The sequence below is a fragment of the Carboxydocella sp. JDF658 genome, assembly GCF_002049395.1.
GTDB lineage: Bacteria > Bacillota.
Genome location: NZ_BDLR01000004.1, coordinates 28,939 through 42,813, shown reverse-complemented (window position 1 = coordinate 42,813; position 13,875 = coordinate 28,939). Strand labels below are relative to the sequence as shown.

Annotated in this window: 13 protein-coding genes; all 13 read left to right on the top strand. The window is 49.6% G+C overall.

The window, feature by feature from the left end:
• Positions 1 to 3 precede the first annotated feature (3 nt).
• The 13 genes from JDF658_RS00990 (at position 4) to nirJ2 (ending at position 13,834) form a co-directional block, all read left to right on the top strand.
• Complete coding sequence (locus tag JDF658_RS00990; protein ID WP_078666065.1) at positions 4 to 1,188, top strand: cytochrome c biogenesis protein ResB; 1,185 nt, start codon at positions 4 to 6, stop codon at positions 1,186 to 1,188.
• Positions 1,181 to 1,972, top strand: coding sequence for a cytochrome c biogenesis protein CcsA (gene ccsA, locus JDF658_RS00985; RefSeq protein ID WP_078666066.1), 792 nt, complete (start codon positions 1,181 to 1,183; stop codon positions 1,970 to 1,972). The genes JDF658_RS00990 and ccsA overlap by 8 nt, the downstream gene beginning before the upstream one ends.
• 8 nt (positions 1,973 to 1,980) lie before the next feature.
• Complete coding sequence (locus JDF658_RS00980; protein WP_079906186.1) at positions 1,981 to 2,298, top strand: hypothetical protein; 318 nt, start codon at positions 1,981 to 1,983, stop codon at positions 2,296 to 2,298.
• Between the two features lie 19 nt (positions 2,299 to 2,317).
• On the top strand, positions 2,318 to 3,772 hold the full coding sequence (locus JDF658_RS00975) for a B12-binding domain-containing radical SAM protein (protein ID WP_079906185.1): 1,455 nt from the start codon (positions 2,318 to 2,320) through the stop codon (positions 3,770 to 3,772).
• 115 nt (positions 3,773 to 3,887) lie between these two features.
• A complete protein-coding gene (locus tag JDF658_RS00970; protein WP_078666069.1) occupies positions 3,888 to 5,078 on the top strand; it encodes an Ig-like domain-containing protein in 1,191 nt (396 codons plus the stop codon).
• A 134-nt stretch (positions 5,079 to 5,212) separates the two neighbouring features.
• On the top strand, positions 5,213 to 6,547 hold the full coding sequence (locus JDF658_RS14190) for a cytochrome c biogenesis protein ResB (protein ID WP_200805623.1): 1,335 nt from the start codon (positions 5,213 to 5,215) through the stop codon (positions 6,545 to 6,547).
• A gap of 3 nt (positions 6,548 to 6,550) precedes the next feature.
• Positions 6,551 to 7,384 carry a c-type cytochrome biogenesis protein CcsB gene (gene ccsB, locus JDF658_RS14185; protein WP_107753548.1) on the top strand — a complete coding sequence of 278 codons (834 nt, stop codon included), beginning with the start codon at positions 6,551 to 6,553 and terminating at the stop codon, positions 7,382 to 7,384.
• Between the two features lie 77 nt (positions 7,385 to 7,461).
• Positions 7,462 to 8,103: a bifunctional precorrin-2 dehydrogenase/sirohydrochlorin ferrochelatase gene (locus JDF658_RS00960; protein ID WP_078666070.1), complete on the top strand. Its 642-nt coding sequence runs from the start codon at positions 7,462 to 7,464 to the stop codon at positions 8,101 to 8,103.
• Positions 8,072 to 9,397: a glutamyl-tRNA reductase gene (hemA, locus tag JDF658_RS00955; RefSeq protein ID WP_079906184.1), complete on the top strand. Its 1,326-nt coding sequence runs from the start codon at positions 8,072 to 8,074 to the stop codon at positions 9,395 to 9,397. The genes JDF658_RS00960 and hemA overlap by 32 nt, the downstream gene beginning before the upstream one ends.
• A complete protein-coding gene (gene hemC / locus JDF658_RS00950; protein ID WP_079906183.1) occupies positions 9,394 to 10,323 on the top strand; it encodes a hydroxymethylbilane synthase in 930 nt (309 codons plus the stop codon). The genes hemA and hemC overlap by 4 nt, the downstream gene beginning before the upstream one ends.
• Positions 10,324 to 11,838 (top strand): uroporphyrinogen-III C-methyltransferase, encoded by a 1,515-nt coding sequence (gene cobA / locus JDF658_RS00945; RefSeq protein ID WP_079906182.1) that lies wholly within the window; start codon positions 10,324 to 10,326, stop codon positions 11,836 to 11,838.
• 20 nt (positions 11,839 to 11,858) lie between these two features.
• Positions 11,859 to 12,839 (top strand): porphobilinogen synthase, encoded by a 981-nt coding sequence (gene hemB, locus JDF658_RS00940; RefSeq protein ID WP_079906181.1) that lies wholly within the window; start codon positions 11,859 to 11,861, stop codon positions 12,837 to 12,839.
• The gene (gene nirJ2, locus JDF658_RS00935) at positions 12,839 to 13,834 is read left to right on the top strand and encodes a putative heme d1 biosynthesis radical SAM protein NirJ2 (RefSeq protein WP_078666075.1); all 996 of its coding nucleotides are present in this window, start codon (positions 12,839 to 12,841) and stop codon (positions 13,832 to 13,834) included. The genes hemB and nirJ2 overlap by 1 nt, the downstream gene beginning before the upstream one ends.
• Positions 13,835 to 13,875: the final 41 nt, after the last annotated feature.

The window sequence follows — 13,875 nt, the reverse complement described above, 5'->3', positions numbered from 1 at the left end:
GCCATGAACATCCGCCGACTTACCATTGCTCTCTGGTTTATTTTGCTGGTTTTTATCCTAATCCTGGTTCTGGTTCCTCAGGAAAACATCTACGGGGCCAATGGTATCGCTAAATGGGTGGCCAGCAACGGAAGCTGGGCAGTCTGGGTTGACCGGCTGGGATTAACTCATTTTGCTGCTACCTGGCCTTTTAAACTGGGGGTAGGAGTTTTTGCCCTGGTGGCACTTTATTCACTCTTGCAACAGTTTGCACTGGCGTATCAACAATGGTGTCGCGGCGGCATTGGTGGCCGCTGGCAGCCAGTGAAGTTGAAGCAAAAACCAGCAGATAATTGGTGGCAAAAAGCAGGGCTAAAACAGGTTAACCAGGGCTGGCTGCGCCATCCTGTTAGCCTTTTTGCCATTCCCCTTTTTCATCTGGCGCTCATCCTGATTATCATTGGCGGCGCAGTCACCTATCTTTTGCGCGTTCAGGCTACTGTCTCCTTGACTGAAGGACAGGCCTTCACCGGCCAACAACAGCTGGAAGAAATAAAAAAGGGCCCCTGGGCGGACATTAAATTTCCGGCAGAATATCTGGGCCTGGATAAGTTTGATGCTAATGCAACTGAACCGGCAGCCTATGTGGTCAGACTAACCAGCAAGGGAGAAGTGCTGGCCCGGGAAAAAATAGCTGTGAATGAGAATCTGCAATGGCATGGCTATACTCTCTATCTGGCCCGGAGCGGTTATGCTCCCGGCCTGGAAGTGAAAGAAGGCTCCAAGGTGTTGCTGGCTGGCTATGTTGCCATTAAGGAAGAAAGCGGGCAGGGTGAAATAAAGCTGCCCGGTGAACAAGCCCTTTCCCTTGCTTATGATCAAAAAAACCAGCAGCTGTTAGTCAATGGTCTGCCATTAAACCAGGGGGAAACCAGAACCTTACCGCAAGGCCTAACTGTCGCTTTTATCGATTTGCGTTACTGGGCGTCATTTTTGCTGGTAAAAGACCCGGGGCTGTACTGGATTGTGGCTGGTAGTTCCGCAGGTATAATCGCTTTGTTCTTCTGGTTATTCCGGCCGCCGCTGGAAATAGTACTGAACGAAGAAAAAGGGAATTGGATTTTGAAAGCCAGACGGAAACAATGGCAGAGCGGGATAGTGGCTGAACTGCGGCAAGTAATGCAAAAAGGAGAGGTACTGGGTGAGTAAAGTCGAAGTTATTTTCTACTGGCTGGCTGTACTGTTGTATGCTGGCTCCCTTTTTATGTCAGCTGTAAAAATCATCTGGAAAAAAGAACAGGGCAGGCTGGATTTGTACTTAGCCACTGCCGGTTTTCTTGCGCACACTGCGGCTTTACTCTATCGCTGGTACCGGGTCGGTCATGGGCCGTATGTCGATTTTGCGGAAGTAGTTCCTGCTGATGCCTGGGCGGGCATGGCTGGTTTCCTCTGGCTTTGCTATTATAAGCCCCGCTTTAGAACTTTGCTTTTATTTGTTGCGCCGGCTACTATGCTGGCTTTGGGAGCGGCAGTTTTAAATTCAGACCAGATGGAAAGCATTCCTCTAACCTACCGTAGTTTCTGGCTCTACCTGCACGTGTTGTTCGCTAAACTGGCCTATGGCAGTGCCTTGCTGGCGGCAGGTACAGGAGCCTACTATTTGCTGCACAAGCGGAAAGGCAACAATGTGGCTGAAGTAGATGATCTAACCTATCGTTTCCTGGCCCTGGCCTTTTTAATGCTGGCTATCATGATGATTACCGGGGCCCTCTGGGCCAACCAGTCCTGGGGCCGATACTGGGCCTGGGACCCTGTAGAAACCTGGGCGATGATTAGCTGGTTGATTTACGGCCTGGTACTGCATTTACGCTTCACTTATGGCTGGCGTGGCGAAAAAGCGGCCTGGCTGGCGATAGGGGCATTTGTTCTGATTATATTTGCCTATTTTGGCGTCCCATACATCTATCAATCCATTCATGAACATTTGAAATAGGTGAGAAGATGAAAGACTGGTTAATTGTTATCAACAGTTTTATCCATGATACGGCAACAGGGCTGTGGCTGGCAGGGCTGTTTCTGCTGGGGAAAATCAAGGCCAGTTATGGTCAGGACGCTCTTTTCTGGGAGCTTAACACCTGGGTTTGGCTAGCGCTAGTGCTCATTCTGGTCACCGGTGCCCTGCGCGGTATCAGTTTCCGTTATTATGGCTGGACCGGGGATGTAGCGCGGGAGCGCAAACGCTTATTGCTGATTAAACACGGTATATTAGGGGTAGTATGGACTGCAGGTTTAATTTACCACTGGCAGTTATTACACTAGCAGCAGGAGGTGAGCGGTAATGAAAGTTTTGTTAATCACTCCGTCTTATCATGCCGGCGTGGTGGAAGCAGCTGGTTCCTGGCCTAACCTTGGTCTAGTTTACCTGGCCGGGCATTTGAGGGCGGCCGGGCATGAAGTGGTTATCTATGATGCTATGACTAAAGGGCATGACCTGGCGCAGATTAAAGCCAGGATTGAACAGGAAAGGCCCCGGGTAGTTGGGACCACCTCCTATACAGCCTCAGCGCCAGCTGCCAGCCAGGTTTTACAAGTGGCTAAAGCCGTTGATCCATCGATTCTGACAGTGTTTGGCGGTATCCATGCTAACTTTATGTACGAGGAAATGTTGAAGGACTGGCCCTGGGTTGACGTAGTAGTGCGGGGAGAGGGAGAAGAGACCCTGCCGGAATTGCTGGACAGCTGGCCTGATGAAAAGAAACTGGCTCAGGTAAAAGGCATTGCCTGGCGCAACCAGCGGGGAGAAATCATCGTTAATCCAGCCAGACCTTTTCTGCCTGACCTGGACCGGCTGATTCCGGCCTGGGATCTGGTTGATTGGGAGGACTACACTTTTTATGTTCTACCCGGCTCCCGTCTGGGTTTGGTCAATTCCAGCCGGGGTTGTCCCCATCAGTGCGCCTTTTGTTCTCAGCAGAAATTCTGGCAACAGAGCTACCGGGAACGCAGTGCAGAGAGCTTTGTCAGTGAACTGGAGCATCTGAAACAGACCTACGGGGTCAATGTGGTGATGCTTTCTGATGAATATCCTACCCGTAACCGGGAGCGCTGGGAAAAAATCCTGGATCTGCTGCTGGAACGACAGGTGGGCATGTATCTCCTGCTGGAGACCTGTGTCAGCGATGTTTTGCGGGACCGGGATATTCTTGATAAATACCGGGCAGCGGGGGTTATCCATGTCTATGTAGGGGTAGAGGCTACCGACCAGGCCAGTCTGGATCAATTCAAAAAATCCATCACCTGTGAACAGGGCAGAGAGGCTTTGGCGTTACTTAATGAGGCCAATATTATCAGCGAATGTTCCTTTGTGCTTGGAACCCCGGAAGAAACGCCGGAACATATAGACCAGACTCTGGAATTAGCCAAGCACTACAATCCGGATTTCGCCCACTTCTTATTGCTGGCACCCTGGCCTTATGCTGACCTTTATCCTGAATTGAAACCATTTATTATTGAGCAGGACTACAGTAAGTATAATTTTGTTGAGCCGGTGATCAAGCCCAGGCAAATGGAAGCAGAGGAGCTGGCTCAGGCTGTCCTGAAATGTTATAAAGAATATTATCTGGAAAGAATTGAAACTTATCCAGCTATTCGTGATAGGTTTAAACGGGAATATATGCTGCGTTCTCTCCAGGTTATGATCAATAATTCCTTTTTACGGCGCCATATGCAAAGGGAGGGGCCTTTGCCTGCTGCCATGCAAAAAGCGCTGGAGCTATTGGAATCCGGAATATAGACCGGATTCTTTTTTGTCGAAAAAAAATAAAAGATTTTTGACTGTTTGCGACAATTTTCTCATCCCCGAAAGAGTATAATTGCAACAGAAAGCACAATCCTCAGGGGGATGGAAAATGCGGCGCTGGTTATTGATATTTATGCTGGCTACAATTTTGACTGCTGTAAACTGGAGCGGGCTGGTACCCTGGGCAGATGAGTTATTGAGTTTACCAGCAGAAATGCCTGAACAACCACAGGTGGAGCAACCAGCGAGCCAAACAGCAGAGACATCTGCAGGTAATCCTGTTGCTGAAGATAACACAGAGTCCCAACCGGTTGTGGCTGATTCAGGAGCCACAGAGCAAACCAATCCAGCAGGTACAGGTGAGACTCCACCGCCGCCTCCACTCCCGGAGACGACTGCTGGGGAGGAAAGGATTGTGGCTGTTAGTGAAGATATATATGATAACCAGCCGGATACAGTACAGGTGGGTAGCACACCAGAGCCACCAACCGGTCTAACAGCTGTCGCTACCGGACCAAATACCGTAGAGTTGTCCTGGAATGGAATAACCGGGGATGATGTTCTATATCAGGTCTATATGGCAAAAGAGGGGAATTACTTCAACTGGCTCAAGAATGTGACTACAACTGGAACGACAGTTACTGACTTAATGCCCCTAACGACTTATAATTTTTATGTTCAGCAGGTCGTACAGGGGCAAATCTCTCCCCCTGGTGAAATAGTAACAGTTACTACACAGGCGAACAGCTCGCCGCCAATGGTCACAAGTAAAAAACCAACCGGGACAGGGGTAAAAAGAAATGAGCGGGTAGAAGTAGTCTGGAATGATTGGCTGGATCCAGCAACTATCACACCCAGCAACTTCTATGTAACTGTTAATTTTTCCGGTGTAAAATTACCGGGCAAATATGCCTGGGATGAGAAAACTCGCACCATGTATTTTACCCCGGCTCAACCCTGGTCTGCTAACACATCCTATAAAGTGGTAATAAACTCAGGTATCAAGAGTACCTCTGGTCTGGCAGCAGGTTTCACTTCCTGGGTGTTTACTACAATTAACTCTCCTTTTGTTAGCCCTCACGGCAATTACCTTTTTTCCACTGCTCCCTGTGCCCTGTGTCATTCTGCCCATGCAGCCGGTGGAAGCAAGCTCATAATTAATCAGGCTATTGCCGGCCTCTGTCAGTCCTGCCATGATGGCAGTGGCAGTGTTGTGCTCTTTTTTGATGCGCCCCAAATGGGACATGGCCTTGATTCCAATTGCTGTGCCTGCCATAATCCCCACAGACCCAAACCCTGATACCCGGCTGAAGCTGGGTATATTTTTCGTGTGTGAAGCAAGTCACAAAAATTTCAATTTTTTTTCGACAGGATTATTAGGAAGAGGGGAGAATATTTGATACGGAAGTAGACTTAATGAAAGGATGGGGAGACATGCAAGAACAATCCAAACCAGCACAACGCAGCGGTATAGAGGAGGTCTGGCGCTTTTTCTCCTCGATGAAGCTGGCTCTGTTTGTGCTTCTTATTCTGGCTGTGGCATCAGTGGTAGGAACCTTACTTCCCCAGGACCCACAGACCAGGCAGCCGGTTTATGATATTTACCACAGTTTCTGGTACCGGGGCTTACTGGGGTTACTCAGCATGAATTTGCTGATCTGCAGCCTGGAACGAATTAAACTGATCAGAAAAGCTCTCGGGGAACCCAATACAAAAATTTCAGAAGCTTTTGTTAAAAATTTAAAATTGGCAGGGACCGTACGTCATAAAGCCAGTTTGGCTGAGACGGAAAAAGTCTGGGTTGAAGCACTGGCAGCGAAAGGCTACCGGGTTTTTGCCGATGAGAATGAGGGTAAAAAGATACTGGCAGCAGACCGTGGCCGTTTTGGAGTACTGGGTAGCTTTATTACTCACCTTTCCTTTTTAGTGATTGTCCTGGGAGCTATTTATGGTAATTTTACCGGTTTTGAAACTTATCTGGCCGGTGTGGAAGGCCAAACCATCAGTATGTTGTCCTTGCCAGACATTAAAAACTTTGATCCTGAGGAGAATTTCTCCATTCGCATTAACCGTGCCTGGGAAGAGGGGAGCACATCCACACCGGGTATGGTCAAGGACTGGTATAGTGATCTTTCTGTGATTGAAAACGGAAAAGAGGTATTTCGTAAACGGATCGAAGTTAACGATCCTTTGAAATGGAAAGGCGTTAAGTTCTATCAAAGCAGTTTCCAGTCTGGTCTGCCCGCCCTGAACTTTACCATTGAGGATGAAAAGGGGCAGAAACGGGAAGTAACGGGATTGGAAGGGGAGGTCTTGCCACTGGATAACAACCTTTACCTCAATATCCAGGGGTATGTACCGCAATTCGACCCCAATCAGCCCCAGAACCCGCAAGCTCCTAATGGTAAGCCGGCTGTCCTGTATCAAGTGTTTAAAAACAATCAGCAAATTGCCTATTCATATCAGTATATCGGCCAGGCGGCTCAGGTTGAAAATTATAAAGTGACAGCAAATGGAATCAAAACCGTTAATATGACAGGCTTATCGGTACGGCGAGATCCCGGAGTACCTATTGTTTGGGCAGGTAGTATACTGATGGTGGTGGGGATTTTCCTTTCCTTTATGTTGCAGCACCGGAAAATCTGGGTAGTGCTAAAGCAGGCTGGTAATACTATCATTGCTGAGTACGGGGCTCAGGTTGACAAAAATAAACTGGGGCTGGAGCAGGATCTGGATGAGATTCTGACAGCAGTGCAAGAAAGGGGATAAGCTGTGAGTGAGCTGTCTTTATATTATCTAACCATTGGTTTTTATCTGATTTCCTCCCTGTGTTACCTGGGATATTTATTGACTAAAAACGATACTATTGGTAAAGTGGCAACGGGTACTGCTTTTGCAGGTCTACTTTCTAATTTTGCCGGGCTGATCATGAGAACGGTAACCACCGGGCATCCACCTTTTACCAATATGTATGAGTATTCTTCTTCTTTTGCCTTTGGTGTAATGCTGATCTATCTCTTTGCTGAGTGGAAGTACGATATGCGCATCGCCGGGGCTTTCGTAGTTCCCGTAGCCTTTGTGCTGGAGATTTCCACCATGATGCTGGGTTTGCCTTTTGAAGGCAGCAAAGAATTGATGCCTGCTCTGCAAAGCAACTGGCTGCATGCCCATGTGGCTACTGCCATTATTGCCTATGGTGCCTTTGCTTTTTCCTGTGGTTTGGCCATTATGTACCTCTGGAAAGAAAAAATGGAGGCTGTGGGCAGCACCAGCTGGTTTAACCGGGAGTTGCCCAGGGCAGCTTTGCTGGATGAGCTTTCCTATCGCTTTATTGCCTTTGGTTTTCCTTTGATGTCCCTGGTCATCATCACCGGGGCAGTCTGGGCAGAGTTTGCCTGGGGTCGCTACTGGAGCTGGGACCCTAAAGAAACCTGGTCCTTGATTACCTGGTTGGTCTACTCTGCTTATTTGCATGCCCGTTTAACCTATGGCTGGAAAGGGCGCCGGGCAGCCTGGATGGCGATTATTGGCTTTTTAACTGTGCTGTTTACCTACTTCGGAGTTAATATCCTGTTGCCAGGTTTGCATTCTTATTCCGGGGCGTAAAAAATCGCATGTAGGCAGGATTTTTACGAAATATGACGAATTAATTTTTATTCCCTGATAGTTTAGGAGGGGCTGAGGTGCTGTATCCAATTTTTCTCCGTCTGGACGGCAAGAAATGTCTGGTAGTTGGCGGAGGCCAGGTGGCAGAACGGAAAATAGCTGGCTTGCTCCAGGCAGGAGCAGGGGTACTGGTAGTCAGCCCTGAGGTAACAGAAAGAATTGAAGGATGGGCCGGCGCCGGTCGCGTAATGTGGTACCGGCGCCTTTTTCAACCCGATGATGTGGAACAGGCACATCTGGTCTATGCAGCCACAGATGATGCTGCGGTTAATGCCAGGATTGCCCGGGAGTGCCAGCAAAGGAAGATCTGGGTCAATGTGGTTGATGACCCGGAACGGGGGGACTTCTATCTGCCGGCAGTTCTGAGGCGGGGCCATTTGCAGCTGGCTGTCTCCACGGGAGGACAGAGTCCGGTGTTTGCCCGCAAATTAAGGGATCATCTGGCGCGATCTATAGGACCTGAGTATGGAGAGATCAATGATTTGCTCGGTGAACTCAGGCAAATTTTACTTGCCAGAATTCCTGACCCAGGGGAACGCCAGAGGATTATGGAGGGTTTACTGGCGGAGGGATTCTGGGAGGATCTGGTCCGGGGAGAAATGGAGAAGGTAAAGGAGCGGATAAAAAATGTTTTTGGTGACTGTTGGCCTCAATCATAAGACTGCTCCGGTGGAAATCAGAGAAAAACTGGCTTTTACTGAAAGCCAATTGCCTGAGGCCTTGCAAACCTTGAAACAATATCCGGCCATTGATGGGTGTGTACTGCTATCCACTTGTAACCGTACGGAGATTTATGCGGCTTGCACAGATATGACCCAGGGGTTAAAATCCATAAAAACTTTTCTGATGGAATGCTTGCATGAAGAAGAATGTGAAATTGATAACTTCCTCTATATTCATACCCTCTATGACTGTGTCCATCATCTGTTTCGAGTTGCATCCGGACTGGATTCGATGATACTAGGTGAGACCCAGATTCTAGGCCAGGTGCGCCAGGCCTATCAAATTGCCAGTGCGGCGGAAAGCACCAATAAAATCATTAACACTCTGTTTCATAAGGCTATTGCTGTTGGCAAACGGGTAAGAACTGAGACGGAAATCGACAAAAATGCTGTTTCTATCAGCTATGCTGCAGTAGAGCTGGCTCGCCAGCTGTTTGGCACCCTGGAAGGCAAGGCCATTCTGATCATTGGTGCCGGGAAAATGAGTGAGCTGACGGCCAAACACCTGGTGGCTAACGGAGTTACCAGTGTGCTGGTTTCCAACCGCTCTTACGATAAAGCAGTGGAGCTGGCTGAGAAATTTGGCGGCAAGGCAGTGAAATTCGATCAATTAGTGGAATGCCTGATTCAGGCTGATATAGTAATCAGTGCTACCGCCGCCCGCCATGCCATTATCTTGCCGGAAATTGTGCAAAAAGTTATGCAAACCAGACAGTACCGGCCCATATTTTTAATTGATATTGCCGTACCCCGGGACATCGATCCGGAAGTGGCCACCATTCAGGGAGTAACCCTCTTCGATATTGATGATTTGCAAAATGTGGTAGATCGCAATTTACAGGAACGGAAAAAAGAGGCCGTCAAGGCCCAGAAAATAGTGGATGAAGAAATCAAGGAGTTTTTCAGCTGGTTAAATACCCAGTTTGTGGTGCCAACCATTGTAGCTCTGAAACAGTTTGGAGAAGAAATCAAACAACGGGAGCTGGAAAAGGCGTTTAATAAACTGGGCGATTTAACGGAACGAGAGCGCAATATTATCCAGGCTCTGGCCCATAGCATCGTTAACAGTATTTTACATCGGCCAATTGTTAATCTTAAAGCTTATGCCCAGACCAGTCACGGTCATCTCTATACCGAAATTTTGCAAAACCTGTTTGATTTACAGATAGAAGGACAGAGAATAAAACCAGGCAAACCCATGGCAGCAGAAGAAGTGGAGGAATTGGTATGAGCAAAACGGTAAGGGTTGGCACCCGGGACAGCGCCCTGGCCATGTGGCAAACGGAATGGGTGGTAACCCAGTTGAGAAAATTGTACCCCGACCTGGGCCTGGAGATCGTACCCATGAAAACCCAGGGAGATAAAATTCTGGATGTGGCACTGGCCAAAATCGGTGACAAAGGGCTTTTTACCAAGGAACTGGAAGTTGCTATGCTGGCAGGGAAAATAGACATGGCGGTGCATAGCATGAAGGACCTGCCGACCCGTTTGCCTGACGGTTTGGCCCTGGGAGCCATCTGTGTCCGGGAAAACCCCGGCGATGTGCTGATCAGTCCTAAGGGTCATACCCTTGCCACCCTTCCTCAGGGGGCAAAAGTGGCTACATCTAGCCTGAGAAGACGGGCCCAGCTTCTGGCTTACCGGCCTGATTTACAAATGGTGGATATGCGGGGCAATCTGGCTACCCGCTTTCGCAAAATGGAGGAACAGCAGCTGGATGGTATGATCCTGGCAGCAGCCGGGGTTTTACGCCTGGGCTGGCAGGAACGTATCACCCAGTATATACCTTTTGAGATCAGCCTGCCTGCGGTAGGGCAGGGGTCGATTGGAATTGAAATCAGGAAAAATGATGAAGAGATTAAAGAGCTGTTACGACCGCTTAATGACAGAGCTGCTGCTAAGGCTATCCTGGCAGAAAGGGCTTTCCTGCGCAAATTAGAAGGCGGTTGTCAAATTCCGATTGGAGCTTATGGCGTTTTACAGGGTGAAGAGCTGATTTTACAGGGTGTGGTAGCTTCCCTGGATGGACGGAAATTAATCAGAAAACAGATAAATGGCAATCCTGAAGCGGCGGAAGAGCTGGGGGAAAGACTGGCCGAGCTCATGCTGGCTGAAGGAGCTGATCGGATACTGGCGGAGGTAAGGGAGCTGAGTTAGATGCAAAAAGGTTTTGTTTATCTGGTCGGTGCGGGCCCGGGAGATCCGAAACTGATCACTCTACGGGGACTGGAGTGTATCAGCAAGGCAGATGTTATTGTTTATGACCGGTTGGCCAGTCCCAAACTTCTGACTTATGCCCGTAAAGATGCTGAACTGATCTTTGCCGGAAAGGAACCGGACAAGCATACCTTTCGACAGCAGGAAATCAATGCTTTACTGGTGGAAAAGGCCCTGGCAGGGAAAATTGTCGCCCGCCTGAAGGGGGGTGACCCCTTCGTTTTTGGAAGGGGGGGCGAGGAGGCCGAGGCCCTGGTGGAGCATGGGATTGGTTTTGAAATTGTGCCAGGGATTACTTCTGCTATTGCGGTACCGGCCTACGCCGGGATACCTGTCACTCATCGGGAACTATCGGCCAGCCTGGCTATTATTACCGGCAATGAGGATCCGGAAAAGGGAAACAGTCAAATCAGATGGGAACATTTAGCTACCGGGGCAGGTACCTTGGTAATATTGATGGGCATGGCCAACTTGCCCTTAATCGTGGAGAAACTCATTGAACATGGCCGTTCACCAGAAACCCCGGTTGCCATCATTCGCTGGGGGACCAGGCCGGAACAAATAACGGTAACGGCTACCCTGGCTGATATCGTGGAAAAGGCCAGGGCTGCCGGGGTCAAACATCCGGCTACTATTGTAGTGGGAGAAGTAGTGACAATGCGGGATAAGCTGCGCTGGTATGAAGCTAAGCCCCTCTTCGGTCAGCGGATTGTGGTGACCCGGGCCAGAGAACAGGCCAGCAGCCTGACCAGCAAACTGGAAGAACTGGGTGCCGAAGTCTGGGAGTTTCCTGCCATTGAAATTACCGACCCGCTGGATTTTGGTCCCCTGGATCAGGCGATTAATGAGCTGCAGAGTTACAACTATATCATTTTTACCAGTGTGAATGGGGTTGAGCGCTTTTTCCGCCGTCTCTGGCAGCAGGGCAAGGATGTACGCGAACTGGCTGGTATCGAGATTTGCGCCATCGGTCCTAAAACCAGGGATGAGATTGAAAGGCGGGGTATTCGTTGTTCCTTTATCCCGGAGGAATACCGGGCTGAAGCCATTGTTGAGGTTATGAAGCAAACTGACCTGGCCGGGAAAAGGGTACTATTGCCCCGGGCGGATATAGCCAGAAAGGTGTTACCGGAAGAATTGCGCAAGCTGGGGGCTGAGGTTACAGAAGTGGATGCCTACCGGACTGTGGCTGGTTCCGGGGATAAAGCCCTGTTACGGCGTCTGTTGCAGGAGAAGACCATCTCCTGGGTTACCTTTACCAGCTCATCAACAGTGAAGAATTTTATTAAATTGCTAGGAGAAGATTACCAGGAGCTTTTGCAAGCTGTTAAACTTGCTTCCATAGGGCCTATTACTTCCCAGACCGCCAGGGAGCTGGGACTGACGCTAACCGTGGAGGCCCGGGAATACACCATTGACGGTTTGGTCACAGCAATTGTGGAAAGTATGGTATAATGGAGACGGAGGGAAGGAATATGGGTTTTCCGGTTAACCGCCCGCGGCGGCTAAGGCGTAATGAAACCATGCGGCGACTGGTGCGGGAAAATCATTTGCGGGTCGAAGACCTGGTTTATCCTCTTTTTGTTACTCAGGGCCAGGGCTTTCGCAAGGAAATTGAATCCATGCCAGGGGTAGCCCAGCTTTCAGTGGATCTGGCAGTGGAAGAAGCGCAGAAGGCAGCTGAACTGGGGATCCCGGCAGTTATCCTGTTTGGTATTCCCGCCTACAAGGATGAAACAGGCAGCAGTGCCTGGGCCGAGGATGAGGCGGTGCAAAGAGCTGTGCGGGAAATCAAAAAGACAGTATCGCAGCTGCTGGTGATTACCGATGTTTGCCTCTGTGAATATACCAGCCATGGGCATTGTGGCCTGCTTCAGGGCCAGGAAGTGGCCAATGATCCTACCCTGGAGTTACTGGCCCGCACAGCTCTCAGCCATGCCCGGGCCGGGGCGGACATCGTGGCTCCGTCGGATATGATGGACGGCAGGGTGGCAGCCATTCGCACCATGCTGGACCACCATGGCTATCAGGATGTTGCCATCATGTCCTATGCGGTTAAATATGCTTCTGCTTATTATGGCCCTTTTCGGGAGGTAGCCGAATCGGCACCGCAATTCGGAGATCGCAAGGCTTATCAGATGGATCCGGCCAATAGCCGGGAAGCATTAAAAGAGGTTGCCCTTGATCTGGAAGAAGGAGCCGATATTGTCATGGTCAAGCCAGCTCTGGCTTACATGGATATAATCCGTCAGGTCAAGGATGCGGTGGTGGTACCAGTGGCAGCCTATAATGTCAGCGGTGAATATGCCATGATCAAGGCTGCGGCCCGTCTGGGCTGGATAGATGAAAAACGGATTGTGCTGGAAACGATGCTTGGCTTTAAACGGGCCGGGGCTGATATAATCCTGACCTATCATGCCCTGGATGTAGCGAAGTGGTTGAAGGAGGGCTATTAATGATTATTTCCTGGAATACTACTAATCAATGCAACATGTATTGTGAACATTGCTACCGGGATGCAGGAGCCAAAGCTTCAGAGGAATTGTCCACCGAAGAAGGCAAGGCTTTGCTGGAGGAAATAGCTAAAGCTGGCTTTAAGATAATGATTTTCAGTGGTGGCGAGCCTCTCATGCGGCCGGATATTTTCGAGCTGGTGGAACATGCCGTTAAGCTGGGGCTGCGGCCGGTGTTTGGTACCAACGGTACTCTGATAACTCCGGAAGTGGCCCGCCGCCTGAAAGAAGTAGGCACTATGGGTGTGGGTATTTCTCTGGACAGCATTGATGCAGACAAGCACGATAAATTCAGAGCCTATCCTGGCGCCTGGCGGGATGCTCTCAAGGGCATGAAAAATTGCCGGGATGCCGGCTTACCGTTCCAGATCCATACCACAGTAGTAGACTGGAACTATGATGAAGTGGAAAAGATCACTGACCTGGCGGTGGGAATGGGGGCGGTGGCTCACCATATCTTCTTCCTGGTGCCTACCGGCCGGGCTGTTAACATTGAAGAAGAATCTTTGCGGGCAGAACAATATGAAGCTCTGCTAACCCGGATCATGAAAAAACAGCAGGAAGTGGATATTGAACTGAAGCCAACCTGTGCTCCACAGTTCATGCGCATTGCCAAGGAAATGGGCATGGATTTGCGTTTTGGCCGAGGCTGTCTGGCCGGAACATCCTACTGTATCATTTCCCCCAAAGGAGATGTGCAGCCCTGTGCCTATCTGAATATTCCGCTGGGGAATGTAAGAGATATTCCTTTCAGCAAAATCTGGGCAGAAAATCCGGTGCTGCAGGAATTGCGTACCCTCAACTATTCCGGTGGATGTGGTGTGTGCAAGTACAAGAAAATCTGTGGCGGATGCCGGGCCCGGGCAGCTTTCTACAATAACGGGGACTACATGGCAGAGGAGCCCTGGTGTCTCTATCATGGGCGCAAAGGCTACTAAAAAATGGGAAGGTGGGAAAAGCGGACAGGGGAGTTAATCTC